This window comes from Nocardia sp. NPDC056611 (assembly GCF_042792755.1).
Taxonomy (GTDB): domain Bacteria; phylum Actinomycetota; class Actinomycetes; order Mycobacteriales; family Mycobacteriaceae; genus Nocardia.
The window spans coordinates 89,330-114,971 of the sequence record NZ_JBHTVV010000001.1; the positions used below are offsets into that span (position 1 = coordinate 89,330).

At 69.6% G+C, this 25,642-nt stretch carries 25 protein-coding genes; 13 read left to right on the top strand and 12 right to left on the bottom strand.

Going from position 1 to position 25,642, the window contains the following annotated elements:
• The first annotated feature begins 6 nt into the window (after window positions 1-6).
• Window positions 7-1,545: a hypothetical protein gene (locus tag ACFRAQ_RS00460; RefSeq protein ID WP_379092099.1), complete on the top strand. Its 1,539-nt coding sequence runs from the start codon at window positions 7-9 to the stop codon at window positions 1,543-1,545.
• Here ACFRAQ_RS00460 and ACFRAQ_RS00465 read toward each other — a convergent pair.
• The 5 genes from ACFRAQ_RS00465 to ACFRAQ_RS00485 form a co-directional block, all read right to left on the bottom strand.
• The gene (locus tag ACFRAQ_RS00465) at window positions 1,519-3,102 is read right to left on the bottom strand and encodes a class I adenylate-forming enzyme family protein (RefSeq protein ID WP_379092102.1); all 1,584 of its coding nucleotides are present in this window, start codon (window positions 3,100-3,102) and stop codon (window positions 1,519-1,521) included. The two genes, ACFRAQ_RS00460 and ACFRAQ_RS00465, sit on opposite strands and share 27 nt — an antisense overlap.
• Window positions 3,099-3,851, bottom strand: coding sequence for a glycosyltransferase (locus ACFRAQ_RS00470; protein WP_379092105.1), 753 nt, complete (start codon window positions 3,849-3,851; stop codon window positions 3,099-3,101). Before ACFRAQ_RS00470 ends, ACFRAQ_RS00465 begins: the two co-directional genes overlap by 4 nt.
• 31 nt (window positions 3,852-3,882) lie before the next feature.
• Window positions 3,883-4,764, bottom strand: a complete 882-nt coding sequence (locus ACFRAQ_RS00475) for a hypothetical protein (protein ID WP_379092107.1) — start codon at window positions 4,762-4,764, stop codon at window positions 3,883-3,885.
• A 6-nt stretch (window positions 4,765-4,770) separates the two neighbouring features.
• Window positions 4,771-5,805: a 3-oxoacyl-[acyl-carrier-protein] synthase III C-terminal domain-containing protein gene (locus tag ACFRAQ_RS00480; protein WP_357281899.1), complete on the bottom strand. Its 1,035-nt coding sequence runs from the start codon at window positions 5,803-5,805 to the stop codon at window positions 4,771-4,773.
• A gap of 145 nt (window positions 5,806-5,950) precedes the next feature.
• Window positions 5,951-6,685, bottom strand: coding sequence for an SDR family NAD(P)-dependent oxidoreductase (locus ACFRAQ_RS00485; RefSeq protein ID WP_357281898.1), 735 nt, complete (start codon window positions 6,683-6,685; stop codon window positions 5,951-5,953).
• Window positions 6,686-6,795: 110 nt separating this feature from the next.
• Here ACFRAQ_RS00485 and ACFRAQ_RS00490 point away from each other — a divergent pair, with 110 nt between their 5' ends.
• The 6 genes from ACFRAQ_RS00490 (at window position 6,796) to ACFRAQ_RS00515 (ending at window position 13,748) form a co-directional block, all read left to right on the top strand.
• Entirely contained in the window at window positions 6,796-7,620 is an 825-nt protein-coding gene (locus tag ACFRAQ_RS00490) for an alpha/beta fold hydrolase (RefSeq protein WP_379092111.1), read from the top strand.
• 101 nt (window positions 7,621-7,721) lie between these two features.
• On the top strand, window positions 7,722-9,125 hold the full coding sequence (gene mshA / locus ACFRAQ_RS00495; RefSeq protein ID WP_379092114.1) for a D-inositol-3-phosphate glycosyltransferase: 1,404 nt from the start codon (window positions 7,722-7,724) through the stop codon (window positions 9,123-9,125).
• Window positions 9,122-9,700 carry a YbjN domain-containing protein gene (locus tag ACFRAQ_RS00500; RefSeq protein WP_379092117.1) on the top strand — a complete coding sequence of 193 codons (579 nt, stop codon included), beginning with the start codon at window positions 9,122-9,124 and terminating at the stop codon, window positions 9,698-9,700. The genes mshA and ACFRAQ_RS00500 overlap by 4 nt, the downstream gene beginning before the upstream one ends.
• A 133-nt stretch (window positions 9,701-9,833) precedes the next feature.
• On the top strand, window positions 9,834-10,715 hold the full coding sequence (locus ACFRAQ_RS00505; protein WP_379092120.1) for an ROK family protein: 882 nt from the start codon (window positions 9,834-9,836) through the stop codon (window positions 10,713-10,715).
• Between the two features lie 4 nt (window positions 10,716-10,719).
• A complete protein-coding gene (locus tag ACFRAQ_RS00510) occupies window positions 10,720-11,457 on the top strand; it encodes a phosphoglyceromutase (RefSeq protein ID WP_379092123.1) in 738 nt (245 codons plus the stop codon).
• Between the two features lie 242 nt (window positions 11,458-11,699).
• Window positions 11,700-13,748 carry a CocE/NonD family hydrolase gene (locus ACFRAQ_RS00515; protein ID WP_379092126.1) on the top strand — a complete coding sequence of 683 codons (2,049 nt, stop codon included), beginning with the start codon at window positions 11,700-11,702 and terminating at the stop codon, window positions 13,746-13,748.
• Between the two features lie 89 nt (window positions 13,749-13,837).
• On the opposite strand, the gene ACFRAQ_RS00520 is transcribed toward ACFRAQ_RS00515, so the two are convergent.
• The 3 genes from ACFRAQ_RS00520 to ACFRAQ_RS00530 form a co-directional block, all read right to left on the bottom strand.
• Entirely contained in the window at window positions 13,838-14,875 is a 1,038-nt protein-coding gene (locus tag ACFRAQ_RS00520) for a medium chain dehydrogenase/reductase family protein (RefSeq protein WP_379092129.1), read from the bottom strand.
• A 79-nt stretch (window positions 14,876-14,954) separates the two neighbouring features.
• Window positions 14,955-15,518, bottom strand: coding sequence for a TetR/AcrR family transcriptional regulator (locus ACFRAQ_RS00525; RefSeq protein WP_379092132.1), 564 nt, complete (start codon window positions 15,516-15,518; stop codon window positions 14,955-14,957).
• 34 nt (window positions 15,519-15,552) lie between these two features.
• Entirely contained in the window at window positions 15,553-16,212 is a 660-nt protein-coding gene (locus ACFRAQ_RS00530; protein ID WP_379092135.1) for an NADPH-dependent F420 reductase, read from the bottom strand.
• 88 nt (window positions 16,213-16,300) lie between these two features.
• On the opposite strand from ACFRAQ_RS00530, the gene ACFRAQ_RS00535 reads away from it, so the two are divergent.
• From ACFRAQ_RS00535 to ACFRAQ_RS00545, 3 genes are all read left to right on the top strand, one after another.
• A complete protein-coding gene (locus tag ACFRAQ_RS00535; protein ID WP_379092138.1) occupies window positions 16,301-16,687 on the top strand; it encodes a winged helix-turn-helix transcriptional regulator in 387 nt (128 codons plus the stop codon).
• A gap of 165 nt (window positions 16,688-16,852) precedes the next feature.
• Window positions 16,853-18,103, top strand: a complete 1,251-nt coding sequence (locus tag ACFRAQ_RS00540) for a sensor histidine kinase (protein ID WP_379092141.1) — start codon at window positions 16,853-16,855, stop codon at window positions 18,101-18,103.
• A complete protein-coding gene (locus ACFRAQ_RS00545; protein WP_357090946.1) occupies window positions 18,100-18,789 on the top strand; it encodes a response regulator transcription factor in 690 nt (229 codons plus the stop codon). The genes ACFRAQ_RS00540 and ACFRAQ_RS00545 overlap by 4 nt, the downstream gene beginning before the upstream one ends.
• Before the next feature lie 102 nt (window positions 18,790-18,891).
• Here ACFRAQ_RS00545 and ACFRAQ_RS00550 read toward each other — a convergent pair whose 3' ends face one another.
• The 3 genes from ACFRAQ_RS00550 to ACFRAQ_RS00560 all read right to left on the bottom strand — a co-directional run bounded on the left by ACFRAQ_RS00550 (window position 18,892) and on the right by ACFRAQ_RS00560 (window position 20,739).
• Window positions 18,892-19,248, bottom strand: coding sequence for a hypothetical protein (locus tag ACFRAQ_RS00550; RefSeq protein WP_379092144.1), 357 nt, complete (start codon window positions 19,246-19,248; stop codon window positions 18,892-18,894).
• Window positions 19,249-19,517: 269 nt separating this feature from the next.
• On the bottom strand, window positions 19,518-20,066 hold the full coding sequence (locus tag ACFRAQ_RS00555; protein ID WP_379092147.1) for a hypothetical protein: 549 nt from the start codon (window positions 20,064-20,066) through the stop codon (window positions 19,518-19,520).
• A gap of 55 nt (window positions 20,067-20,121) precedes the next feature.
• Window positions 20,122-20,739: a hypothetical protein gene (locus ACFRAQ_RS00560; RefSeq protein WP_379092150.1), complete on the bottom strand. Its 618-nt coding sequence runs from the start codon at window positions 20,737-20,739 to the stop codon at window positions 20,122-20,124.
• A gap of 75 nt (window positions 20,740-20,814) precedes the next feature.
• Here ACFRAQ_RS00560 and ACFRAQ_RS00565 point away from each other — a divergent pair, with 75 nt between their 5' ends.
• On the top strand, window positions 20,815-21,522 hold the full coding sequence (locus ACFRAQ_RS00565; protein ID WP_379092153.1) for a hypothetical protein: 708 nt from the start codon (window positions 20,815-20,817) through the stop codon (window positions 21,520-21,522).
• A 322-nt stretch (window positions 21,523-21,844) separates the two neighbouring features.
• On the opposite strand, the gene ACFRAQ_RS00570 is transcribed toward ACFRAQ_RS00565, so the two are convergent.
• Complete coding sequence (locus tag ACFRAQ_RS00570; protein ID WP_379092156.1) at window positions 21,845-22,762, bottom strand: hypothetical protein; 918 nt, start codon at window positions 22,760-22,762, stop codon at window positions 21,845-21,847.
• Window positions 22,763-22,827: 65 nt separating this feature from the next.
• On the opposite strand from ACFRAQ_RS00570, the gene ACFRAQ_RS00575 reads away from it, so the two are divergent.
• A complete protein-coding gene (locus tag ACFRAQ_RS00575; RefSeq protein WP_379092159.1) occupies window positions 22,828-23,820 on the top strand; it encodes a hypothetical protein in 993 nt (330 codons plus the stop codon).
• Between the two features lie 122 nt (window positions 23,821-23,942).
• Window positions 23,943-25,631, top strand: coding sequence for a hypothetical protein (locus ACFRAQ_RS00580; RefSeq protein WP_379092162.1), 1,689 nt, complete (start codon window positions 23,943-23,945; stop codon window positions 25,629-25,631).
• The last annotated feature ends 11 nt before the right edge of the window (window positions 25,632-25,642 follow it).

Here is a 25,642-nt window from a genome sequence, read left to right on the forward strand (position 1 = left end):
GCGTTCATGGTCGCGGGCCGGAAGGGAACGGCGGCAACGGATTCCGGGCGCGCCCTGAGTCCTTCGGAGCGATGGTTCTGGATCATCGACCGGATGTCGCCGGCCAACTGCACCGCGCGTGTTCGCGTCGACGGGCGGATTCCGGTCGGGCGGCTGGAATCCGCGGCGGCGATCCTGGTCGCGGAATATCCGCTACTGCGGATGGGTATTTCGGACAATGTGGGCAGTGATCCATGGTTGCGCCCACTACCCGCACCGCGAATTCCGGTGCGGCGGATCCAATCCCGTGATTCCGGGGACTGGGTGCGCGTGGTCGACGCCGAAATCGCCGAACCCATCGACATCGCGAACGGCTTGGCGCGCATCACCGACATCGTCGCCGGGGCGGATTCCGACGGCGAAAGCCACGACATCGTTCTGACGATCTCCCACATCATCGCCGACGGCCGCTCCCTGCTGGCGTTGCTGCGCAAGCTGATCGACTACGCGGCGGATCTGCCCGGGCCGGTAGCCACGCGGCCTCCGGTCCCGGCCGCTGACGACCTGATTCCCCGTGGCGCGCGCGGCTTCCGGCGCTGGGCGCACACCACCCTGGCCGACCAGATCGGCGCGCTGGTGCGGCGACCGCGACGGCTGACCGGCACGGTGGCGGCGTTGTCCGAGCGGCGGACCCGGGTCGTGCACCGGGTGCTCGGCCGGGAAGCGCTGGCCGCCTTGATCATCGATTGCCGCCGAGCCGGGGTGACCGTGCACGCGGCCCTGGCGGCCGCGGTCGCCGATGTGATCGGCGCGGGGGAATCCGGGTTGATCGACGGCGAGGCGCCCCGGGAGATCCCGACTGCGGCTGCCGAGGCGCCGGGGGGTGCGGAGCTTTCAGGAGGCCGGTGCGCGACGTCCGGGCCGGGCGCGAGGACAGCAGTGCGTCGGGTCTCGAGGTTCGGACCTCGCGAGGGCCTGGCGATCGGCGCGCGGGGCGCCGGGGCGGCCCGCGGACGCGGTGCCGTGGGAGTCGGGTCACCGGTGGATTTCCGGGAATCGCTCGGTCCGCGTGTGGATGCGGAGGAGCTGGGGGTGTACGCGCCGGTGCTGGTCGGGTTCGTGCCGTTCGGGCGCGGTGTTTCGCTGTGGGAGGCGGCGCGGGCGGTGAAGCGGCAGTTGGATCGTGGCGTGCGGCAGGGGCGGCATCTGGCGACGGTGGCCGGGATGCGGTTCGGGACGCCGCGCACACTGGAATCCGGGCGGCGGCTGGCGGAACTGGTGGATCGGCGTGCGCCGTGGAATGTGTCGGTCACGAATCTGGGGCGGGTCGAGTTTCCGGAAAGGGCCGGGGCGTGGCGGCTTTCGGGGTTGCGGGTGGCCGCGTCGAATTCGTGCGTGAGCGTCATGACGGTCGCGGTGACGACGGCGCATGCGGAGATGCACCTCGGGTTCTGCCATGCCGAACCGGCGTTGCCCGCGGCGCGGGCGGAGACTTTCGCGGACGCGGTGCTGGCCGTGCTGGCGCGGCGGCCGGATCCGTCAGCGGCGTTGCAGGCGGGCGCGTAGTTCGGCGCGGTCGGGCTTGCTGGTGCGGCCGGTCACGGGGATCTCGTCGACCAGGACGATGTCGTCGGGCAGGGCGGAAACGTCGATGAGGGCGGGTAATTCGCGGCGGAGGCGGGCCTCGAGGTCGGTGGCGTGCAGGTCGGCGACGACGGCCAGGACGACGCGCTCGTCGCCGATCTCGTCGGGGATGCCGATCATGACGGCCTCGCGGACGCCCTCGACGCCCACGATGGCCGGTTCGTACAGGCCCGGATAGATATTGGTCTTGCCGCGGATCATCATGTCCTTCTTGCGGCCCATCAGGACCAGGGTGCCGCCGTCGAAGCGGGCCAGGTCGCCGGTGGCGATCTCCTTCAGCGGGGGTTCGCCGAGGTAACCGCGGCACAGGTTGGGGCCGGAGAGGATGAGTTCGCCGTCGTCGGCGATGCGCGCGTCCACGCCGTCACACGGGAAGCCGAGCGGGTCGCCCGCGCCCTCGAAGGCGAGTTTGTCGGCGCCGGAAGTGATTGCCACCGGCAGGATCTCGGTCATGCCGTAGACCGCCAGGAACTCGGTGCCGGGGAGGGCGGCGCGGGCGCGGCGCAGCAGCGCGGTGGTGACGGGCGCGCCGCCGAGGGAGATCTCCTCGAGGTGGGCCGGTGCGGTCAGCCGCCCGGCGTCGACGGCGTCGAGGATCACCGCCAGGTCGGCGGGGGTGAGGAAGGCGTGGGTGGCGCTGTCCGGGCTGCCCGCCGGGCCGAGCGTGCGGGCGAAGCCGAGCGGATCGACGTGGGTGCTGAAGCGGGGATAGCGCGGCATGGACCAGCGCGCCCCCTCCAGCACCGCGGGTAAGCCCATCATCAGCTGCTCGGTGTGCAGGTGCGAGCCGGGCATCAGGGTGGTGGCGCCCGCCACGGCCGCCAGGCCCGCGCCCAGTGAACCGCGGGTGTGCACCACGGCTTTCGGGTCCGCGGTGGTGCCGGAGGTGAAGACGATGAGTGCCTCGGCGTCGGGATCCTCGACCGGCGCGTCCACGGTGGCGCCGGTGGCGGGGCCGGACCAGCCGGGTTCGGAGCCGATCAGGTGGCCGAGCGGGATGGAGCCGCGCGGCGTCCCGGGGAGGCGCGGGCCGCTGTGGATGTGGCGCACCGGTAGCCGTCCGAATTCCGGTAGCGAGAGGCCGAGCCGGCGGCCGTACTTCTGCAGCGGCCCGCTCAGCAGGTAGAGCAGTGATTCGGTGGCGGCCCAACCGGGTTTCACCAATTCCAGTCGGCGCGCGAACAATTCGGGCCCGACGCCGGGGTCCACGAACACGATGCTGCCGCCCGCCGCGATGGTCCCGAACACCAGCACCACCGCGTCCACGCAGGGCCGGATGGAGAACAGCATCCGGTCACCGGGCTCGAAGCCCTTGCTGTGCAGGCGTTTCACCACCAGGCGGATGCGGGCGTCGAGTTCGGCGAAGCTCAGCGGTTGTTCGCCGATCATGCCGAGGGCGGGGGCGTCGGGGGTGCGCAGCACCTGCTCACGCAGCAGCGCGACGAAATCCTCGCCCGCTGACGGGTATCCAGACGTCACCGGATGTCCACCTGCTCCGGTTTGTAGCGGTGGTCGGCGTACCAGGCGAGGGTCTTGCGCACACCCCAGGCTTTCACGCGCCGATTGGACCCGTACACCCGCACGTCGCGCCGCAGCCCGTAGTCGGTGGTGAGCGTGCGGACCGCGTTCACCAGCGCCCGGTCCTCGTGCAGTTCCTCGATGGCGGTGCGCGGGAAACCGCCGGCGGCCTCGTACAGTTCGGCCGTGATGGCCATATTGCAGCCGGGTGTCATGACGTACGGGCCCAGGTAGCGCGGATCCTGGTTGCCGGGCCGGAGTTTCCCGAACTGCGAGGCCACCTCGAGGGCGACCCGGACGACGGTGCGGTCCAGCAGGCTCACGCCCTCGTCGGTGCGGGGGATGAGCTGACCGCTGACCAGGCGCAGCCCGGAGTCGAAGGCGGCCCGGATCCGCGCGGTCCAGTCGGGGGCGGGCAGGCAGTCGGCGTCGGTGCGGGCCAGGCGGGTGGCCCCGGCCGCGATGGCGTGGCGCATGCCGGTGTCGGCGGCCGCGCCGGTGCCCTTGCGTTCCTCGGTGACGATCTCGATCCGCGGCTCCGGATGCGCGAGGGCGAAGTCGCGCACCACCTTCACGGTGGCGTCGGTGGAGTTGTTGTCCACCACCAGGACGGTGAAGTCCCGGTCCCGCTGCCCGGCGAGTGCCGCCAGGGTGGCGGTGATGCCGTGTTCCTCGTTGTAGGCGGGCACGATCACCCACAGCTCGTTCATGGCCCCTCCCGGAGGAATTGCATACCGCGACTTACGGTTTCGGCAGGCGGTACGCGATGGCGGCGGCCGACGGGCCCGCCCCGGCGGCCACGAACAAGGCTACGTCGGCATGGTCGAGACCGCCGGTGTCGCGGGCCGCCAGGAACGCGACGGGCAAGGCCGAGGTGTGGGCGTCGCCGTCGGTGTCGTCGGCGCTGACCGCTCCGGGGGCGAGGCCCAAGCGCTCGGCGAGCCGGGCCGGGAAGTCGGGGGTGGGTCGCCCGCAGATCAGCATCGTGCGGTCCAGGGGCGCGTCGGCCACCTCGAGGGCTTCGGTCGCGGCCGAGACCGCGTGGTGCAGGAGCGCTTCGATGTCGGCGGGGCGGTGCACCGTGATGGAGGACCGACCGGTCGTCCCCATCTCCGGGAGCCGCACGAATCCCTCCGATCCGGGCCGCCCGTCGGTGGCGCTGATGTGCAGCGCCCCGAATCCGGCAGGGCCCACGGCCTTCTCCAGCAGCATCGCAGCACCCACCGGCTTGATCGGGAAACCCGGCTGCGGGCGCGGCGATGTCGACGGGTGCGCGTCACCGGACACCAGCAGCACCCGGTGCACGGTCGGTGACTCCAGCAGCGCCTGGCTGACCTGGATGGCATTGAGAATGCCGCAGGCCCCGTTCATCAGGTCGAAGGACAGGCAGGGCACATCGCCGCTGCGATACTCCAGGCCGATGCCCACCTGCTGCTGGATCAGCGCGGACATGGCCGGCTCCACCATGTTGGAGTCGCGGTAGACGCCGGTATTGATCAGCGCGTCGATCCGCGCGGGCGTGCTGCCCGCCTCCGCGATGGCCCGGCGCGCGGCGGCCGCCGCCTGCTCGATCGAACTGCCGCCACCGATTTCGGTGACGATGGAAGAAATCACGATTCCCATACCGCATCACACCCGCAGGTCGCCGAGCGTCACCGACAGAAACCCGGCAACGACGCCGGAAGCCGCGGGGACCATCAGTACTTTCGCCCCGGACGCTATCCGCTGTTGTTTGAGCGCGTCATGTAAAACCACGAAATGCGAGGTGGACGCGGTGTTGCCGTACCGGTCCAGCACCATGAGCGCGGGCGGTATCGGGGCGTCGAATTCGCGTTCGGCGATCTTGGACACCAATTCCACCGCGGGCGCGCTGAATTGATGGTGGATCACGTGGTCGTAGCCCTCCGCCGCGAAATCGCTGCCCCGCGCGGCCAGGAAATCCCGCTGCCGGGTGGTCCACAGCAGATAGCGGGCCTCGTTGTGCATGGCCCGGTTGTCGGTGTAGAGCGCGATACCGGAACTGCGGTCGCTGGGCATGCCCAGGCACAACTGCGCGAATCCGGCGCTGGTATTGAGTTCGACGTAGTCGATGCCCTCGTCGGCGGTGCCGTCGCCGTCCAGCACCACCGCGGCCGCGCCGTCGCCGACGGTGAGCGACGCGAACTGCGGATCGTATTTCTCCGACATCTCGCGCACCGCGGTATCGGAGATCGGGGTGATGTACTCGCCGGAGACCACCAGGCCGCGCCGCACCATTCCCGCGCGAATCATCCGGTCCAGCACCAGAACTCCGCTCATCATGCCCGCGCAGGCATTGGAGACGTCGAAATGGATGGCCCCGGTCGCGCCGAGTTCGTTGCGCAGCATGAGCGCGAACGAGGGTTCCACGCAGAATTCGTCGCCGCGAATACGCGTGATGGAGCAGGAGATGACGACATCCAGATCGGCGGCGTCGTAGCGGGAATTGTCGAGGGCGGTCCGGGCCGCGGCCATCGCCACGGTGAAGGAGTCCTCGTCCTCGGCGCAGCGGCGGCGGTGCCGCACGCCGCTGATCCGCTCCAGGTCGATGGGGGAGTCGACGGCCAGCTGGGCCAGCAGCTCCGCGGTCGATATCTCGGTGGCGGGCAGGTACGACCCGACCGCCTCGATGCGTGATCTCACCATGTTTCGCTCCAAGCCGCCCTCGGTTGCGGGGGACGCTAGCAGCGGGCGGCGCGCGGATTCCGATTTTGAAGAATCCGTGATTCAGATCATGGGGCCGTGAACTGCGATGCGGCGCAACACAACTACGCCGCGCCGCGCGCCGCGGTCAGGAACGACGCGCGAAACGCCCCGGCCCGGCCTGATCCCGCGGCGTCACCGTGATGGTGTCCAGATTGACGTGCGGCGGGCGGGACGCCACGAAACCCACCACCTCCGCGATGTCCTGCGCCACCAGCGGATCGATGCCCTGATACACACTCGCCGCACGCTCGGCGTCACCCGCGAACCGCACCAGCGAGAACTCCGTCTCCACCGCGCCCGGCGCGATCTCGGTCAGCCGCACCGGCTGCCCGAGCAGCTCACCGCGCAGCGTCCGGTGCAGCACCGCCTGCGCGTGCTTGGCCGAGGTGTACCCGGACCCGTTGTCATAGGCGTGGAAGGCGGCGATCGAGGTGATCGTGACGATCAGGCCGTCCCCGGAGGCGATCAGCTTGGGCAGCAGCGCCTTGGTCAGCCGCAGCGTGCCCAGCACGTTGGTCTCCCACATCCAGCGCCAGTCGTCCAGATCGGCCTCGAGCACCGGGGCCAGTCCCTTCGCGCCACCGGCATTGTTGACCAGCACGTCGCATCGCTCGACCGCCTCGGTGAAGGCGCGTACCGACTCCTCGTCGGTCACGTCCAGGGCCAGCGGGGTGCCGCCGATCTCCTCGGCCAGCTTCTCCAGCCGCTCGACCCGGCGTGCGCCCACGTACACGTGGTACCCCTGCTTGGCGAGTTCGCGGGCGGTTGCCTCGCCGATACCCGAACTGGCTCCGGTCACCACAGCGGTACGAGTGCTCATGCCTCCGAGCTTAGGCAGGAACCCTGGCCTGCCCCTTCTCGGCCCGCGCCCGCCGCCGGCGCCGCGGCGGGCGCGAGATCCCGGCGGCGCTGCCGGTTAGCCTCACTCCTATGGCGATTCGGGAAGCAGTGAGCGCGGACGGCACGACCATCGTTTACCAGGTGACGGGTCCGGAAGGGGCGCGGCCGCTGGTGCTGCTGCACGGCTGGTCGGGGAATCTGCGCTGCTGGGGACGCTCGGCCGACCTGCTCGCGGAGCAGTTCCGGGTGATCGCGGTGGACCTGCGCGGGCACGGCTACTCCGACGCCCCCGCGACCGGCTACGACGATCCGAAGAACTGGGCCGCCGATATCGCCGCCGTGTTCGCGGCCGAGGACATCACCTCCGGCGCGCTGCTGCTGGGCTGGTCGTACGGCGGCATCGTCGCCTCCGACTACCTCACCGCGCACGGCACCGCGGCCCTCGCGGGCGTCGTCTACACCGGCTCGCAGGCCAATATCGGCCGCGGCGTGCCCGGCGCGGAGACCGGGCCCGGCATGGCCAAGGCCATCCCCGACGTGTTCGACGAGAGCGCGGGCAAGGCCATGCGCGGTTTCGCCGCCTTCGGCAATGCCAATACCGGCCCCGGCCGGGACAAGGGCGTGGACGCCCAGCGGCTGTTCGGCGGCAGCATCGCCACCCTGCCCCGGGTCCGCAAGGCGCTGTTCTACCGGACGGTCGACAACACCGACACCCTGCGCGGCCTCGACATCCCCGTCCTGGTGCTGCACGGCACCGCTGACCCGGTGGTTCCCATCGAGAACGGCCGCCACATCGCCGCCTCCGCGCCCGATGTGCGGACCTCGTACTGGGAGGGCGCCCAGCACGGTCTGTTCATCGAGGATCCGGAGCGATTCGCCGCCGAAATCGCCGCTTTCGCGCGAGACCTGCGGTGATAGCGGTATTGCATTCACGTTGACGAATATCCTTGTGAGTCAGGTCACTTGGGAAGGTAACCCGTGCATGGGGCGTTGTAACCCCCGTGCACACTGGAGTGGTGAGTCAACGCCCGGAGCTACGGCCCGATCGGATTGCCGTGCTATCGGTGCATACGTCACCCTTGGCGCAACCCGGAACGGGCGACGCGGGCGGCATGAACGTCTACGTTCTGCAGACCGCCCTCGAACTGGCCCGCCGCGGCACCGAGGTGGAGATCTTCACCCGCGCCACCTCCTCCAATGACGAACCCGTCGTCGAGGCCGCGCCCGGCGTGCTGGTCCGCAATGTGGTCGCCGGGCCCTTCGAGGGGCTCGACAAGTTCGACCTGCCCACCCAGCTGTGCCCCTTCGCCGCGGAGGTGCTGCGCACCGAGGCGCGCAACCTGCCCGGCCACTACGACCTGATCCACTCGCATTACTGGCTGTCCGGCCAGGTCGGATGGCTCGCGCGGGACCGCTGGCGGGTGCCGATGGTGCACACCGCGCACACTCTGGCCGCGGTCAAGAACGCCTTCCTGGCCGAGGGCGACTGCCCCGAGCCCGCGGTCCGTGAGATCGGCGAGAAGCAGATCGTCGCCGAGGCCGACCGGCTGGTCGCCAACACCGGCGAAGAGGCCCGCCAGCTCGTGGAGCTGTACGGCGCCGACCCCGAGCACATCGACGTGGTGCTGCCCGGCGCCGACCTGAGCCGCTACCACCCCGGCGACAAGCTCGCCGCCCGCGCCGAGCTCGGCCTGCGCGCCGACGAGCGGATCGTCGCCTTCATCGGCCGCATCCAGCCACTCAAGGCCCCGGACGTGCTGGTTCGCGCCGCGGCGCACCTGCTCGCCGAGGAGGCCGCGCAGCCGGTGCCGCCCGCGCGGCCGCTGCGCGTGGTGATCGTGGGCGGACCCTCCGGCAGCGGGCTGGAACGGCCCAACGCGCTCATCGAACTCGCTGCGGCCCTGGGCATCTCGGATCGCGTCACCTTCCTGCCGCCCCAGCCCGCGCACCGGCTGGTGCAGGTGTACCGCGCCGCCGACCTGGTCGCGGTGCCCAGCTACAACGAGTCTTTCGGCCTGGTCGCCATCGAAGCGCAGGCCAGCGGCACCCCGGTGCTGGCCGCCGACGTGGGCGGGCTCGGCACCGCTGTCCGCGACGGCGTCTCCGGCCTGCTGGTTCCCGGCCACCAGACACCGGACTGGGCGGCCGCGCTGCGCAGCATGCTCGAGGACCCGGTCCGGCTCGAACTCATGGGCGCGGCGGCCGTCGAACACGCGGCCAACTTCTCCTGGGCGCACACCGCCGACGGGCTGCTGGACAGCTACTCGGCCGCGTTGTCGCAGGCTCGGGGCAATCGGGTGCGCGGTAGTCTGCATACTGATCGCGCAAGAGCACTGACACGGCCGGCTGTCAGCCCGAGGTCGGCACGCGGGGAGGCTGACCTGGCATGGCGGCGGCGGACGGGAGCGGTACGCAGATGAGTGAGGTCGAGCGCGACTGGACGCCGCGCCCGCATGCCAGCAGCGGTGGTTTGAACGACGAAACCGCCCGGGCCGCGGCACAACTCATCGACGACACGCTCCGCGACCGCGAGATCGAGTACTCGCGCGAGGCGCCCGACCTGTTCGCGGTGGTGCTGCCCGGCGAGCGCAAACTCAAGACCGTCATCGGCGTCGGCGTCGGCAAGCACGGCGTGCGGATGGAATCCTTCGTCTGCCGCAAGCCCGACGAGAACTTCGAGGGCGTCTACAAATTCCTGCTGCGCCGCAATCGCCGCCTCTACGGCGTGGCCTACACCATCGACCGGGTCGGCGACATCTACCTGGTCGGGCGCATGTCCAACGACCGCGTCACCTCCGACGAACTGGACCGCTGGTTCGGCCAGATCCTCGAGGCCGTCGACGCCGACTTCAACACCCTGCTCGAACTCGGCTTCGCCGAATCCATTCGCAAGGAATGGAAATGGCGGGTCTCGCGCGGCGAATCGCTGAAGAATCTACGCGCCTTCGAACACCTCATCGAGGACGCCGACACGCTGCCCCGTATGCCAGGGTGAGAACTGATTTCGTGCCGGTCAGGGTAACTTGTCGGGGACGTCCACAATAGGTTCGGCTCACCACCGCGGGCACGCAATGCCAACTCGGACGAATCTGAGCCGTGCGCTGAAGTCTCGGAGAGGCGGGGGAGCCATGGTGGCGCTTGCGCTGGATATCGGAGCGACCAAATTCGCGGCCGCGCTGGTCGATTCGACGGGTGTGCCCGAGAAACCCCAACGTGTCGCTGTCCCCGATTCCGGGGTGTGGGCGGCCTGCCGTGAATTACTGAGCACCGTGGCCGCCGGGGAAACGGTGACCGCGGTCGGGATCGGGTCCGCGGGACCGGTGGACGTCGCCGCCGGGGTGTGCGGTCCGCTCAACATTCCGGAATGGGCCGACGGCTTCCCCGTGGTCGACGCGGTGCGGAAAGTGTTCCCCGAGGCCGAGATTCGCTTCGCCCTCGACGGGGCCTGCCTGGCGCTGGCCGAACACCGGCTCGGCGCGGCGCGCGGCGCGAACAACGCGCTCTGCCTGACCGTGTCCTCGGGCATCGGCGGCGGGATCATCAGTGACGGCCGGGTCGTCATGGGCCGCACCGGCAATGCCGGACACGTCGGCCACATCGTGGTGCCCGGCAACGAAGAGCCCTGTGCCTGCGGCGGATTCGGCTGCGTGGAGGCCGTCGGCAGCGGCAAGTCCGCGGTGCGCTGGGCCCGGCGGCAGGGGTGGGAGGGCAGGACCGGGGTGGAACTGGCGCAGGCCGCGCGCGACGGGGAGCCGCTCGCTATGGAAGCGCTCGCCCGGGCCGGCACCGCCATCGGGACGGCGGTCGCGTCCGCGGCCGCGTTGCTCGACACCGATCTGGTCGTCATCGGCGGCGGCTTCGCGCAGTCCGGGGAGCCGCTGTGGCAGCCGCTGCGCGCGGCGGCGCTCGGCCACGCCCGCCTGCGCTTCCTGCGGGAACTGCGGGTCGTTCCCTCCGAACTCACTGATCAGGCCACCCTGCGGGGCGCGGCGCTGCTCGTGGGAGGATGACCCCATGACGTACACCCTCGTTTTGCTGCGCCACGGCGAGAGCGAATGGAATGCCCTCAACCTGTTCACCGGCTGGGTGGATGTTCGCCTCACCGACAAGGGTGTCGCGGAAGGCAAGCGCGCCGGCGAGCTGCTCGCCGAGCACGGGATTCTGCCGGACATCGTCTACACGTCGCTGCTGCGCCGCGCGATCAGCACCGCCAACAACGCTCTCGACGCCTGCGACCGCCACTGGATTCCGGTGGTCCGCGACTGGCGTCTGAACGAGCGCCACTACGGCGCCCTGCAGGGCAAGAACAAGGCGGAGATCAAGGAGCAGTACGGCGAGGACCAGTTCATGCTGTGGCGCCGCAGCTACGACACCCCGCCGCCGCCGATCGAGGTCGACAGCGAGTACAGCCAGGACGGCGACCCGCGCTACGCGGGCATCGAGGTCCCCGCGACCGAGTGCCTCAAGGACGTCGTCGCCCGCATGGTCCCGTACTGGGAGGACACCATCGCGACCGATGTGCGTGCCGGCAAGACCGTTCTGGTTGCCGCGCACGGTAATTCGCTGCGCGCGCTGGTGAAGCACCTGGAGAACATCTCCGACGAGGACATCGCCGGGCTGAACATTCCGACCGGCATTCCGCTGAAGTACGAGCTCGACGAGAACCTGCGCCCGCTCGGCGCCGGTGTCTACCTCGACCCGGAGGCCGCCGCGGCCGGCGCCGCCGCCGTCGCGAACCAGGGCGGGAAATAGTCTCACCCTGAAACACTCGAAATAATGCCCCGGCCAATCGGATTGGCCGGGGCATTATTGTCTTATGATTCGACTGTGATACCCATCACGCTACGTGACCGTAGGGTATTCCGGTGTCGCGCAAAAGAATTTGCCGGGGGTTCGTGCATTCAAATCAGTACCTGTAACCGGGGTTTGCAACTTACTTTCTGGTAGATATGCTGCTGGGCGTTCGACCACCTGCGAGAGGTAGATCACGTTCGATGAAGCACGCGCTACAGGCCACGGTTTTAGCCGCCACGGCCGCTCTGCTCCTGCCTTTGACCGGCATCACCGCCGATGCCATCATCCCGACCGGACCCGATGGCGGCGCCGCCGGCGCCGCCTGGACCGCCGCCGAGGACGGGCCGCAGCAGTACCCCAACGTCTTCATCGAATGGGACGTCCCGATCACCATGAGTGACGGCACCGTCCTCAAGGGCAACGTCTACCACCCGGCCGACGCCGCGGGCCGACCCATCGACACCCCGACGCCGACCGTGCTGAACATGACGCCCTACACCAAGCTGGTGTCGAACGTCGCCGACAGCGCCTTCTCGATTCCGGGCCTGTCCGATGCGCTCCTGAACATCTTCCGCAACATCCACCTCGACGGCACTCCGCTCACCGGCTTCGGTGAACTGCTGAACGCGGCGGGCAACGGCGAACTCCGCAACTTCTCCGTCGACCGCCAGCTCATCAAGTCCGGGTACACGCAGGTCGTCGTGGACGTGCGCGGCACCGGATTCTCGCAGGGCGAATGGGACATGCTGCGCGGCCGCGAACAGCAGGACACCGTCGAGACCATCGACTGGGCGTCCAAGCAGCGCTGGTCCAACGGCCGCATCGGCATGAGCGGGCTGTCCTACAGCGCCATCAACCAGGTGCAGGCCGCCGAGAAGCAGCCGCCCGCGTTGAAGGCCATCTTCCCGATCGTGCCCGGCAGCGACCTCATCGACGACGTGCTCGCGCCCGGCGGCGGCTTCGGCTTCAACTTCATCCCGCTGTGGCTGAGCGCCATCAACGGCCTCAAGTGGGTGCCGGACCTGGCCTCCATCGCCGCGGGCACCTTCGACTTCAAGTGGCTGCAGGATCGTGTCAACGATCCCTTCGGCTACCTCGACGTGCTGATGTCGGCCTATACCTCCACCACCATGGACAGTCTCGACCCGCGCGTGAAGGACATGCTCAACGGGTTCACCCAGGACCGCCAGGACTGGCTCGGCGACCCCAGCCGCATCCAGATCCCGACCTTCGTCACCGGCGGCTGGCACGACCTGTTCACCTACTCGGAATCCAAGATCTACAACCAGATTCCGCTGCCGCCCGGCCAGAAGCAGCTGCTCATGGGCAACACCTACCACGTCACCTCCGGTGCGGACGTCAACCGCGTCGGCGCCCCGCCGCGCCTGGACGTGCTGCAACGCGCCTGGTTCGACAAGTGGCTCAAGGGCATCGACAACGGCATCGACGCCTACGGTCCGGTGACCCTCAAGACGCAGGGCGGCGGCTGGAACACCCAGGGCGGATTCGGGCCCACCGCACCGGCTTCCGAGGCCGCCGACTACCGGCGCATGTACTTCTCCGCGCAGCCCTCCGGCACCGCGAACAGCCTGCACGACGGCTCGCTCACCGCGGCCGCCAACGGCGACGGTGACCGGCTCACCGTCGCGCCCGGCCTGTCCACCGTCTGCTCCAACGACGCCGCCCAGGCCACCGCGGGCATCCTCAACCTGATCGACGGCTGCTCCAAGGACTCCCGCGTCGCCGAGGCCAACGCGCTCACCTTCACCAGCGCGCCGGTCGCCGAGGCCACCACCATCTCGGGCCCGATCGCGGTGCACCTCAACACCGTTCAGGACGCCGCCGACGGCTACTGGACCGTCACCGTCAACGACGTCGCCCCCGACGGCCAGTCCACCGTGCTGACCTCCGGCGAGCTCATGGCCTCGCTGCGCCAGGTCGACGAGGACCGCAGCAGCCGCTCCCCGAACGGCGACTACACCGACCCGCGCGCCTTCACCTCGCTGGACAAGCGCCAGGAGACCGTGCCCGGCGAGGCCACCACCCTCGACATCGCCCTCGGCGGCACCCAGGCCGTCCTGCAGCCGGGCCACCGCCTGCGCGTGGACGTGTTCGCGGGCAACTTCCCCAAGGGCCTGCCCATCCTCCCGATGCTCATCGACACCGGTCTCAGGCCGCAGCACCTGCAGCTCGACCCGGACCGTCCGAGCTTCGTGAACATCCCGGTCCGCGGTAACACCGGCTGGTGACACCGCCCACCCGGGATCGAATCCCCGAGCGTGCACAACGGCGTGCACGCCCGGGGCTTTTTCTTTCCGGCCGCATGCGGGCAGGCGGCTCAGGACTCGGGGTCGGCGACGATCACGACTTTGCCGGTGACGGTGCCGGATTCGGCGAGGGCGAGTGCCCGGGCGGCCTCCCGCAACGGGATTCGGGCCGCGATCTGCGGGTGCAGCGCGCCGCGCTCGGCGAGGTCTAGGACCGCGCCCAGGTCCGTCGCGAGGCGCGCCTGGAACCGGGAACGCCGGCGGCGGCCCGCCCAGATGTTGTAGAAGGACGCGCTCCGGTTGTTGGGCAGCGCATTCCACCACAGCAGGCGGGCGAACAGCTTCAGCACCGGCAGCCGGGAATCGCCCTCCTCGTCCTTGGTGGCGGCGCTGCCATAGGAGACGAGGGTGCCGCCGGGCGCGAGCAGCGCGAACGAGTCCACGATGCCGGGGCCGCCGACATGATCGAAGACGGCGTCCACCCCGCCCGGCGCGAGCGCCCGCACCTGGGCGGCCAGATCCCCGCGATAGTCCACCGGCAGAGCGCCGAGTTCGGCCACCGCGTCCGCATTGCGCGCCGACGCGGTCCCGATCACCCGGATGCCCGCCGCGCGCGCCAGCTGCACGAGCGTCGACCCGACGCCGCCGTTCGCGCCGTGCACCAGGATGGTCTGCCCCGCACGGGCTTTCGCCTTCCCGTGCAGCATCTGCCAGGCGGTGATGCCGTTCACGACGAAGGTCTCCGCGGCGTCCGCCGCCAGGCCATCCGGCACCGGCACCAGATCATCCGCGGGCACCGCGAGATGGCTGCTCCAGCCGCCGATCTTGGTCAGCGCCGCGACCCGGCGGCCGATCAGGGCCGGATCGACCCCGGCCCCGACCGCCGTCACCACGCCGACGACGTCGTAGCCGGGCACGAACGGAAACGCGGGCTGGTCATAGTATTTGCCGCGCCGCATCTGCTGCTCGGCGAAGGACACCCCGGTCGCCTCCATACGGACCAGCGCCTCGCCGGGTCCGGGCTGCGGCAATACGCGCGTGGTGACGGCCAGGCCCTCCGGCTCGACGCGTCCGGGCAGCACTACCTCGGTGGCGATGATGTTCGACATGGGTCGATCCCTTCCAGGTGTGTGATCGGTCAATCACTCTTGGGGTGAAGAAAACGCCCTCGTCCGAGGGCGTGCGAGGTCAGTCGAAGTGGCGGATGCCCGCGGTCAGGGTGGCGGCCCAGGCGCCTTCGCCGGCATCCAGGCCGAGGGTCGTGATCAGGTGACACAACTGCCCGTAGGCCATGAACCGCTGCACCTGGGGGCCGGTCGCGCCGGAACGGGTTTCGGCGGACTCGGTGACCCGCCGCAGGCCGCGGCGCACGGCCTCGGCGATATCGGGCACGTCGGCCGCCGAGAGGGCGTGCACCTGCAGCATGAGCAGGCTCTTGTCGGCGATCAATTCGGCGTAGGCCCCGCCCATCTCGTACAGGACCTGCTCCGGATCGCCGCCCGGGGTCCGGGCGGCGCCGGTCGCCAGGGCGCCCTCGACCCGTTCGAAACAGCGGTCCAGGGCGGCGACGAACAACTCCACCTTGCTGGGGAAGAGCTTGAACACGTACGCGGGTGAGATTCCGGCCGCGGCGGCGACCGTATTGATCGGCGTCCCATGGAATCCCGTCTTGGCGAACTCGGTGATCGCCGCATCCAGCACGGCATCCCGTCGAACGTCCGAGGTCGAGAGTGCGATCCCGCGTCTGCTCATGTGAGTGACTGTACACTCACTCTCTGGATCTCCGCTAGCCCTCCGACTCGTCGGGAACGGCGAAGGCCGCTTCCAGCGGCGGGAACAGGGCACGGGCGTCATAACCGGTGAACCAGAGGCCCACCACGAAAGCCGCGGTGGCCTCCAGATATCGGGCCCGGGACAGGCCGCCCGCGGGGATCGGGCGCAGCTTCAGGTCCTCGGCGAGGCCGGAGACGAGCGCGATCGCCGCCTCGTCATCGCCGCACAGCGGCACCGTCACAGGGCGGCCGTCGAACTCGCGATCAGGGCCCGCCCACACCTCGGCGGCCAGCAGATTGAACGCCTTCACGACCTTGGCGCCGGGCGCCGCGGCCGAGATGCGTTCGGCCACCGCGGGTTCGGAGAGACCGAAGCCGCCGGTGTCCGGGGCGAACGCATTGGTGCAGTCGATCAGAGCGCGCCCGGTGAGGGCCCCACGCTGGTCGGTGAGGATATCCGTCAACGCGGCCACCGGCACGGCCAGCAGGGTGGCGTCGCCGAAATTCGCCGCCTCGGACACGGTGGCGGGGCGGGCGCCGGACCCGATCGCGGCGGCGGCCTCCGCCGCTCGCGTGGAAGTCCGTGCGCCGACCACGATCTCGTGCCCGGCCGCGGCCCAGCCGGCGCCGAGAGCGCGGGCCATCTGCCCGGCCCCGATGATTCCGATTCGCATGTCATCTCCTTGGTGTGGCGTGTGGTGACGACGCTAGGAATTCCGAAGCGCACTCCCGGGTGCCCAATGGCGGTGGCAGGGTGGAGGCATGACGGTCGAGAGCACCGAACCGGTGCGGTTCGCCGAATACGGCGGCCGCGAATCGGACTGCCCCGCGCGGCTGGCGGTAGACGTATTCGGCAATTCATGGCTGACAGTGATCGTTTACACACTTCGCGAGGGTCCGATGCGCCCCGTGGAATTGCGCCGCGCCATCGGCGGCATCAGTCAGAAGATGCTCACCCAGACCCTGCGGCGGATGCAGGCGATGGGGTTGCTGGAACATCGCCGATACGCGGAAGCGCCACCGCGCGTTGAGTATTCGCTGACCCCCGCGGGTCGTGATCTGCTGATTCCGATCTTCGCGCTGGGGGAGTGGGCCGACCGCCACGGCGACACCGTGCGCACCGCCCTCTACGGCGATCCCGAGGACTGAACCGCCGCAGCGAAAGCGGTTGCCACAAGGGCGCTCACCGGCCACGACACGCTGACCGAACATCGCGTGAACACCGGGCTAACGAGGGTGGAAGGACCTATGACCTGCGTGAAACTTCCTGCACCCGGGGTTTGACCCCGCGTCGGCGACCGTACGATTCAAAGTGTGAGCGTTCCACAGGCCGTGCTTTTGGCAGTCCTGGCGGCCGTAGTAGGACTGGCCGTCGGCGGACTGCTCATTCCGTATGTGAACGCTCGCCAGGAGCGGATGCGTGCCGCCACCGACACCGGGCTGACCATGTCCCAGGTGCTGGACCTGATCGTGCTCGCCTCCGAATCCGGCATCGCCGTCGTCGACCAGTACCGGGACGTGGTCCTGGTCAACCCGCGGGCCGAGGAGCTGGGCGTGGTCCACGACCGCCTGCTCGACGAGCGCGCGTGGGCGGCGGTCGAGCAGGTGCTGGCCGGGGGCCAGGACGTCGAGTTCGAGCTGACCGCCAAGATTCCCATGCCCGGCCGCGCCCGCCTCGCTGTCCGAGGAGTTGCCCGGCCGCTCTCGCAGGAGAATCCGAACTTCGTGGTCCTGTTCGCGGACGACGACTCCGAACAGGCCCGCATGGAGGCCACCCGCCGCGACTTCGTCGCCAATGTGAGCCACGAACTCAAGACCCCCGTCGGGGCCATGAGCCTGTTGGCCGAGGCGTTGCTGGAATCCGCCGACGATCCCGACTCGGTCCGGCACTTCGGTGAACGCCTGCACGGCGAGGCCCGCCGCATGGGCAAGATGGTCACCGAGCTGATCGCGCTGTCGCGGCTGCAGGGCGCCGAACGGCTGCCCGAACTCGAGGCCGTCGACGTCGACACCGTGGTCACCCAGGCCATCGAACGCTCCCGCACCACCGCCGAGGCCGCGGGCATCACCGTGTCCACCGACGCGGGCAGCGGCCTCGAGGTGCTCGGCGACCAGACCCTGCTGGTGACCGCGTTGTCCAACCTGGTCGAGAACGCCATCGCGTACTCCCCGCGCGGCTCCCACGTGTCGGTGAGCCGGGCGCTGCGCGGCGGCTACATCAATATCGCCGTCACCGACCGCGGCATCGGCATCTCCAAGGAAGACCAGGAACGCGTCTTCGAACGCTTCTTCCGGGCCGACAAGGCGCGCTCGCGTGCCACCGGCGGTACCGGCCTCGGGCTGGCTATCGTCAAGCATGTGGCCGCCAACCACAACGGTGAGATCACCCTGTGGAGCAAACTGGGCACCGGATCGACGTTCACCCTGCGCATCCCGGCCCACCCTGCCGATTCCCACGGGCAGGTCGACAAGAGACTTGCCACCGGTGTTCCGGTGGCCAAGAAGGAAAACGGCACGCGCCCCCTCGGGCGGGCCAGAACCAACGGTGTGGAGGCAACCCGATGACGAGTGTGCTGATCGTCGAGGACGAGGAGTCGCTGGCCGATCCGCTCGCGTTCCTGCTGCGCAAGGAGGGGTTCGAGGTCACCGTGGTGGGCGACGGCCCGTCCGCGCTGGCCGAGTTCGACCGCTCGGGCGCGGACATCGTCTTGCTCGACCTCATGCTCCCCGGCATGAGCGGCACCGACGTGTGCAAGCAGCTGCGAGTGCGCGGCAGCGTCCCGGTCATCATGGTGACCGCGCGCGACAGCGAGATCGACAAGGTGGTCGGCCTGGAACTGGGCGCCGACGACTACGTCACCAAGCCCTACTCCTCGCGCGAGCTGATCGCCCGCATCCGGGCCGTGCTGCGCCGCGGCGCCGGCGAGGAGCCCGACAACGGCAGCGAGACCGCGGTGCTCGAGGCCGGCCCGGTGCGCATGGACGTGGACCGCCACACCGTGCAGGTGAACGGCAAGGCGGTGACGCTGCCGCTCAAGGAATTCGACCTGCTCGAATACCTGCTGCGCAATTCCGGGCGCGTGCTCACCCGCGGCCAGCTCATCGACCGCGTCTGGGGCGCCGATTACGTCGGCGACACCAAGACCCTCGATGTGCACGTGAAGCGCCTGCGCTCGAAGATCGAAGCCGATCCGGCCAAGCCCGAACACCTGGTCACGGTTCGCGGCCTGGGCTACAAGCTGGAAGCCTAGAACCGCCCCGAACGCAGAACCCGCCCGCTTCGAATTCACGAAGCGGGCGGGTTTCGTCTTTCTCCCCGACCAGTTTCCGGGCTTACCCGTTCGGCCGGTGCACTACGCGTTGGGGTCGGACTTCATGGTGTAGACCCACGCCGGGCCGAGGCCGGGCAGTTCCTGCTTCTCCAGGATGATCCAGCCCAGGCCGGGGTTGTCCTGCTGCATGCAGTCGTACCACGCGACGTCCGCGCCGTTGCCGCGGCAGGCGATGGTGTGGCTGGTGCCGTAGGGGCTGACCACGATCTGCTTGCCGGCGTCCTTCGCGCCCAGCACGGCCGGGTCGTTGTACACGACGAAATCGGCGGTGCGATCGGAGTACGCGGTCGGATCGGTGTTATCGGCGAACGCCTGCGGGGCAATGGCGATAACCGCACCGGCGGTCAGGGCGGAGACGGCGAGGATTTTCTTGATCATGGCCACGATGTCTAACACGTTCCGGTGAATTCGCAATAGCGGATCGATGTCGTGGGCACTTCCGACTATTCACAACGCGAGGTCATCGGACCGGCGGTTATGCGAAATATACTTCTGTGCAGCCTGATTGGATTGTCTCCGACCTGCACCGTTTGTTCACCTTCCGGACACTATGACGCGCGCCGCACCGTCGAGACCCACGCCACAAACGAGTACGGGCGTGCCGGGTTCCGCAGAACCCGACACGCCCGATCGCGTCAGGCGATTCGCTAGCTGCTGCCGAAGAGGCCGCTCAGCAGACCGCCCACCAGCTTGCCCGCGCTACCGGTCGCACTCCCGGAGCCGATGCTGCCACCGCCGCCGGTCGACGGCTTGGTGGTGGTCGGGGCCGTCGTGGTCGGCGGCGCGGTGGTGGTCGGCGGGGTCGTGGTGGTCGGCGGGGTGGTGGTGCCGCCCGACACGTTCACGATCAGGGTCTGCGTGCTGCTGCCCTGCGAGGCCGTGATGATGTGCTGGCCCGGCGTGGTGGGCTTCCAGGTGACGCTCGAGTGGTACGCCGGCCACGGGATGATGCCGACGCCGTCGGTGAGGCTCACGCCATTGTCGTTCCAGTTCACCAGCAGGCCGAACGACGCACCGGAGAGATCGGCGCTGAGGGTGTAGGTACCCCCGACCGTCGGCGCGTTGTCGGACACGGTGATCACGTCGACGGTGGCGTTCGCCCCTGGGGCCAGGGCGACCGCGACCGCGGCGGCGGACGCGACGGTGAGACCGGCCATCCCCGCTCTGATCGACCGGCCCGAAGACTTGCTCTGCATTACTACTCCTCTGTGATGTCCAGCGCTGTGCCCCAAGGGAACTGGGGAAGATCGGTCAGAGACCGAAGGGCAGGCCGTTGGCGCTGCCCGTGCCGCCACCGCTCGGCGCGGGGGTGGTCGTGGTCGGCGGCACCGTGGTCGTCGGGACCGTGGTGGTCGTCGTCGGGTCGGTCGTGGTGGTCGGCGGGACCGTAGTGGTCGTGGTCGGCGGCACCGTGGTCGTGGTGGTCGGCGGGACCGTGGTGGTGGTCGTCGGCGGCACGGTGGTCGTGGTGGTCGGCGGGGCCGTCGTGGTGGTGGTTCCGCTGCTCACGTTCACGACCAGGGATTTGGTCGAGCTGCCCTGGGACAGGGTGATGACGTGCTGGCCCGCGCTGGACGGCGTCCAGTCGGTGCTCGAGTGGTACGGAGGCCACGGCACCTTGGAGGCCGGGCTGGTGATCGGGTTGCCGTTGTCTTCCCAGTAGACGAGGAGCCCGAAGGATGCGCCGGAGAGGTCGGCGCTGAGGGTGTAGGTCTGTCCGACGGTCCAGTTCGAACCCGAGATGGTGATCGAGTCGACCGTGGCGTGGGCCTCGGGGGCCTGATGGGTGGCCAGGGCCAGGGACCCGCCGGTGACGATGGCGAGGCCCGCCAGCCCGGCGCCGAGACGGCGAACGGTGGTCGTGCGCATGCGTACTCCTGTGTGTACCAAAGGAATTCGGAGAGAAAGAACTCGGAGAACGATCAGAGACCGAAGGGCAGGCCGTTGGCGCTACCGGTGCCGCCACCGCTGGGCGCGGGGGTGGTCGTGGTCGGCGGCGTCGTCGTGGTGGTCGGCGGGACCGTGGTGGTCGTCGTCGGGTCGGTCGTGGTCGTCGGCGGGACCGTGGTGGTGGTCGGAGGCACCGTGGTCGTGGTCGTCGGCGGTTCGGTCGTCGTGGTCGGCGGCACCGTCGTCGTCGGAGGAACCGTCGTGGTGGTGGGCGGTTCCGTGGTGGTGACCGGCGGCACCGTCGTGGTGGTGGGCGGTTCCGTGGTGGTGACCGGAGGCACCGTGGTGGTGGTGGGCGGTTCCGTGGTGGTGACCGGCGGCACCGTGGTGGTGGTGGGCGGTTCCGTGGTGGTGACCGGCGGCACCGTGGTGGTGGTCGGCGGTTCCGTGGTGGTGACCGGCGGCACCGTCGTGGTGGTCGGCGGTTCGGTGGTGGTGACCGGCGGCACCGTGGTCGTGGTGGTCGGCGGGACCGTGGTGGTGGTCGTCGGCGGCACGGTGGTCGTGGTGGTCGGCGGGGCCGTCGTGGTGGTGACGCCGCTGCTCACGTTCACGACCAGAGACTTGGTCGAGCTGCCCTGCTTCAGGGTGATGTTGTGCTGGCCCGGCGTGGTCGGGGTCCAGTCGGTGCTCGAGTGGTACGGCGGCCACGGCACCTTGGAGGCCGGGCTGGTGATGGGATGGCCGTTGTCTTCCCAGTAGACGAGGAGCCCGAAGGATGCGCCGGAGAGGTCGGCGCTGAGGGTGTAGGTCTGGCCGACGGTCCAGTTCGAACCCGAGATGGTGATCGAGTCGACGGTCGCGTGGGCTTCGGGGGCCTCGTGCGTGACCAGGACCGAGACGGCGCCGGTCGCGATGGCCAGAGCGGCCAGTCCGGCGCCGATGTGACGGCCGCCCAAGGGGATTGTGCTCACTATGCGTACTCCTGTGCTGCGACCCCCGAGGTAGGTAGGGGTCCGAGGCACAGTAAGCGAGCAGCTATGTGAAATACGGTGTTTTCAGAAAGTTACTGGCAAGTATGCCGCTACTTCTTCGCGGACCGAGCCTTCTTCGGCGCGTTCGCGCTGGTCACCGGCTTGCCCGCGGCGGCCGCCGCCTTCTCCTCCGCGATGGCCGTCGCCGGGTGTACCGCGACGATGCCGAGGCCCTGCCGCCGACGGCAGTGCGCGGCCAGTTCGTCGTACGCGGGCTTGCCGATCAGCTCGATCAGCTCCGGCGCGTAAGCCTCCCATACCGGCCGGGTGCCGACGTGCGCATCCGGGGAACCGGTGCAGTACCAGTTCAGGTCCAGTCCGCCCGGACCCCAGCCACGGCGGTCGTACTCGCCGATCGCGGTGCGCAGGATCTCCACGCCGTCGGGCCGCTCCACCCACTCCTGGGTCCGGCGGATCGGCAGCTGCCAGCACACCTCCGGCTTCACGGTGAGCGGTTCCAGGCCCTTGCGCAGCGCCATGGTGTGCAGCGCGCAGCCGATGCCCTCGCTGAAACCGGGCCGGTTGAGGAAGATGCAGGCGCCGTCGACGCGCCGGGTGCGCAGCGCGGGTTCGTCGTCGAGGTCGTCCTCTTCGAGGTACAGCTTCTTGCGGACGCGGCCCTGGTCGTCGGTCGCCTCGCCCATGAGCTGCCAATCCTCGGGTGTGAGCATTTTCACAGCCTTGTGCAGCTTCTTGCCGTCCTCTTCGTCGGAGAGGAACGCGCCGTGCGAGCAGCAGCCGTCGTTCTCGCGGCCGTCGATGATGCCCTGACATGCCGGTGTGCCGAAAACGCAGGTCCAGCGCGAAAGCAGCCAGGTCAGATCCGCCGCGATCAAATGCTCGTCATTTGCTGGATCGACGAATTCGATCCACTCGCGCGGGAAGTCGAGTTCTACTTCGGGCGTCGGGTCGATCTTCGCCGCTGGTCGCAGCCCGGTCGGTCCGCTCGCCGATGCCCCTGTCGTCACAGTGCGGAACGCTAACAGCTCAGTCGCCTGGCCAGAAGTCCTGACGCACCCAGTACCGTGTTCATGTGCGGCTCGGTGTACTCGATGTGGGAAGCAATACCGTCCACCTGCTCGTGGTGGACGCGCATCGTGGTGGACACCCGATGCCGATGAGTTCGACGAAGTCGGCCCTGCGACTGTCGGAGAGCATGGACGACCACGGGCGGATCACGCCCGCGGGGGCCGCCAAGCTGACCGCTACCGTAGCCGAATTCGCAAGTATCGCAAAGACTTCCGGCTGTGTGGAGCTGATGGCCTTCGCCACCTCCGCGGTCCGCGAGGCCACCAACTCCGATGAGGTGCTGGCCCGGGTCCGCGCCGAGACCGGCGTCAAACTGCAGGTGCTCTCCGGTGTCGATGAGGCTCGACACACCTTTCTCGCGGTGCGCCGCTGGTACGGCTGGAGCCCCGGGCGGATCCTCAACCTGGATATCGGCGGCGGCTCGCTCGAGATGAGCAATGGTGCGGACGAGGACCCGGACATGGCCCTGTCGCTGCAATTGGGCGCCGGTCGCCTCACCCGGGACTGGCTGCGCCACGATCCGCCCGGCAAGCGCCGGGTCGCGGTACTGCGGGACTGGCTCGACGCCGAGCTGGTGCTGCCCAGCAAGCAACTGCTCGAGGTGGGCCGCCCGGATCTGGCCGTCGGCACCTCCAAGACCTTCCGCTCGCTGGCCCGGCTGACCGGTGCCGCCCCCTCTGTTGCGGGACCCCGAGTGCGGCGTACCCTGACCAGTTCCGGCCTGCGGCAGCTGATTGCGTTCATATCGAGAATGACAGCCGCCGACCGGGCAGAATTGGAAGGCGTAAGTTCTGATCGGTCACAACAGCTCGTGGCCGGTGCGCTGGTCGCGGAGGCGAGTATGCGGGCACTGTCCCTGGACACGCTCGACATCTGTCCCTGGGCGCTGCGAGAGGGATTGATCTTGCGCAAATTGGATACCGACCTTGATAGCGAACCGATAGCCGGCGGCCCCGACAGCGGCCTGACGGGCCCGATCGAAACGGTGTCTCGATGACCGAGGATTCAAGTCAGCTGTCCGTCGCCGAGCTACTGGCGCGGAACGGGCAGCAAAGCGGAGGCTCCGCGAGCGGTGGGGGTCGCAGACGCCGAAGCGGCCGGGGCATTTCCGTCGCCGAATTGACCGGTGACATTCCGATCGTGCCCGGATCGTCCTCCCACGCCGCGCCGGACGAGGAAGCCGCCGCCGAGCCCGAGCCCGCCGCCACGGAATCGGACTATTCCAACTATTCGAACTTCTCGAATTACGCTGATTCCTCGAACTATTCGGATTACTCCGACTTCTCCACTCCCGCGGCCCCGCCCCAACCGGACTATTCGTCCTATTCGGTAGCAGAGCCCGAACCCGCCTATTCGCCGCTCTCCGGGCCCATCTCGTATTACGATCCGCTGGCCCCCGCCCCGCAGCCGCCGTCCCTACCCGAGCCGTCCGGCCAGAGCTGGTCCGCCGGTCTGGACTGGCCCCCTACCGAGACCCCGGCCCCGGCCCCCGTCGAGCCCCGCTCCGGCCGCCGCCGCAAGCCCGATCCGCTGGACTCCGACTTCGCGCTCGACGGCCTGGGCGCCGAACCGCCCGCCGCGCCCGCGCCCCGTGAGGGCGGTCGCCGCCGCCGCTACGACCCCGAGGACGACACCACCGACGAGGTGCGCCCCTTCCGCGGCGACAGCGGCTCCCGGGCCGACAGCGGTGTCCTGGGCGACAACGGCGCGACCCGCGACGCCGCCTCGGACGCCATGCGCGACATCGCCGCCCGCGCCGAGCGCGATTCGCGCACCCAGTTCAACCCGGCGGTGGCCCGCCCACCCTTCGAGGACCACACCCAGTTCAACCCGGCCGCCCCCGCGTGGTCGCCGACGCCGGGGCCCGAGCCGCTGCCGCGCGCTCCGCATCAGGACCGTCCCGCCTTCGAACCGCCGCAGGCCGCGGCCGCCCCGCCGATGTCGCGCTCGGCCCGCCGGCACGCCGAGGCCCAGTCGCAGCGGCAGCCGGCTCCCGAACCGCAGCCCGCCCCGCCGTTCGGGGATCGCCGCGGCGGTGTCGATCACGGCGCGGCCACCGGGCTGCCGGAGTGGTCGGCGCGAAGACGGCCGGGACCCGACGCCGAACCGGACCGTGGTGATCAGGCCGCGGTGCCGACCGCCGCGTGGTCCTCGCTCGCCGACGACGATCAGCAACTGCTGTCGGGTCAGTCGGTCGCCGGAGATCTGCTGCGCGACGCCCAGCAGCGTGAGGACGAGCGCGCCGAGCGGAATGCGCGCAACGCGGGCAACGCGGGCAAACGCCGCGGCTTCGGTTCCCGGGGCCGCGGGGCGGTCGCGCCGGAGCCGGAACCCGACGACCACCTCACCGACTTCTACGAGCCGCTCGATGAGGACGACTACGACGACTACGACGACGAGCCCGCGTCGTCGATGGGCGCGCGGTTCTCCGCGCTCACCCGGAAGGCGGGCGCCCTCACCCGCAAGGCCGGTCGCGGCACGCCCGCTCAGCCCGCGCGGTCGCGGGCCGCGGGCGCGCGGTCGGCGGGCCGGTCGGACGAGGACGAGAACCGCCGGCAGTGGCTGGTGATCGCGGGTCAGAGCGTGGGCGCCGCGGTCGCGGGCATGTTGCTGTTCAAGGGCTTCGAACGCATGTGGGAAGTGCTCCCGTGGGTTGCCCTGGCCCTGGCCATGGTCGTGATCCTCGGCCTGGTCGCGTTGGTCCGCGTGCTGCGCCGCACCGATGACATTTTCAGCACTGTGATTGCCGTCGTCGTAGGCGTCTTCGTGACGCTCGGACCGCTAGCCTTTCTACTCAGTACGAACTGAGCAGGGAGCGG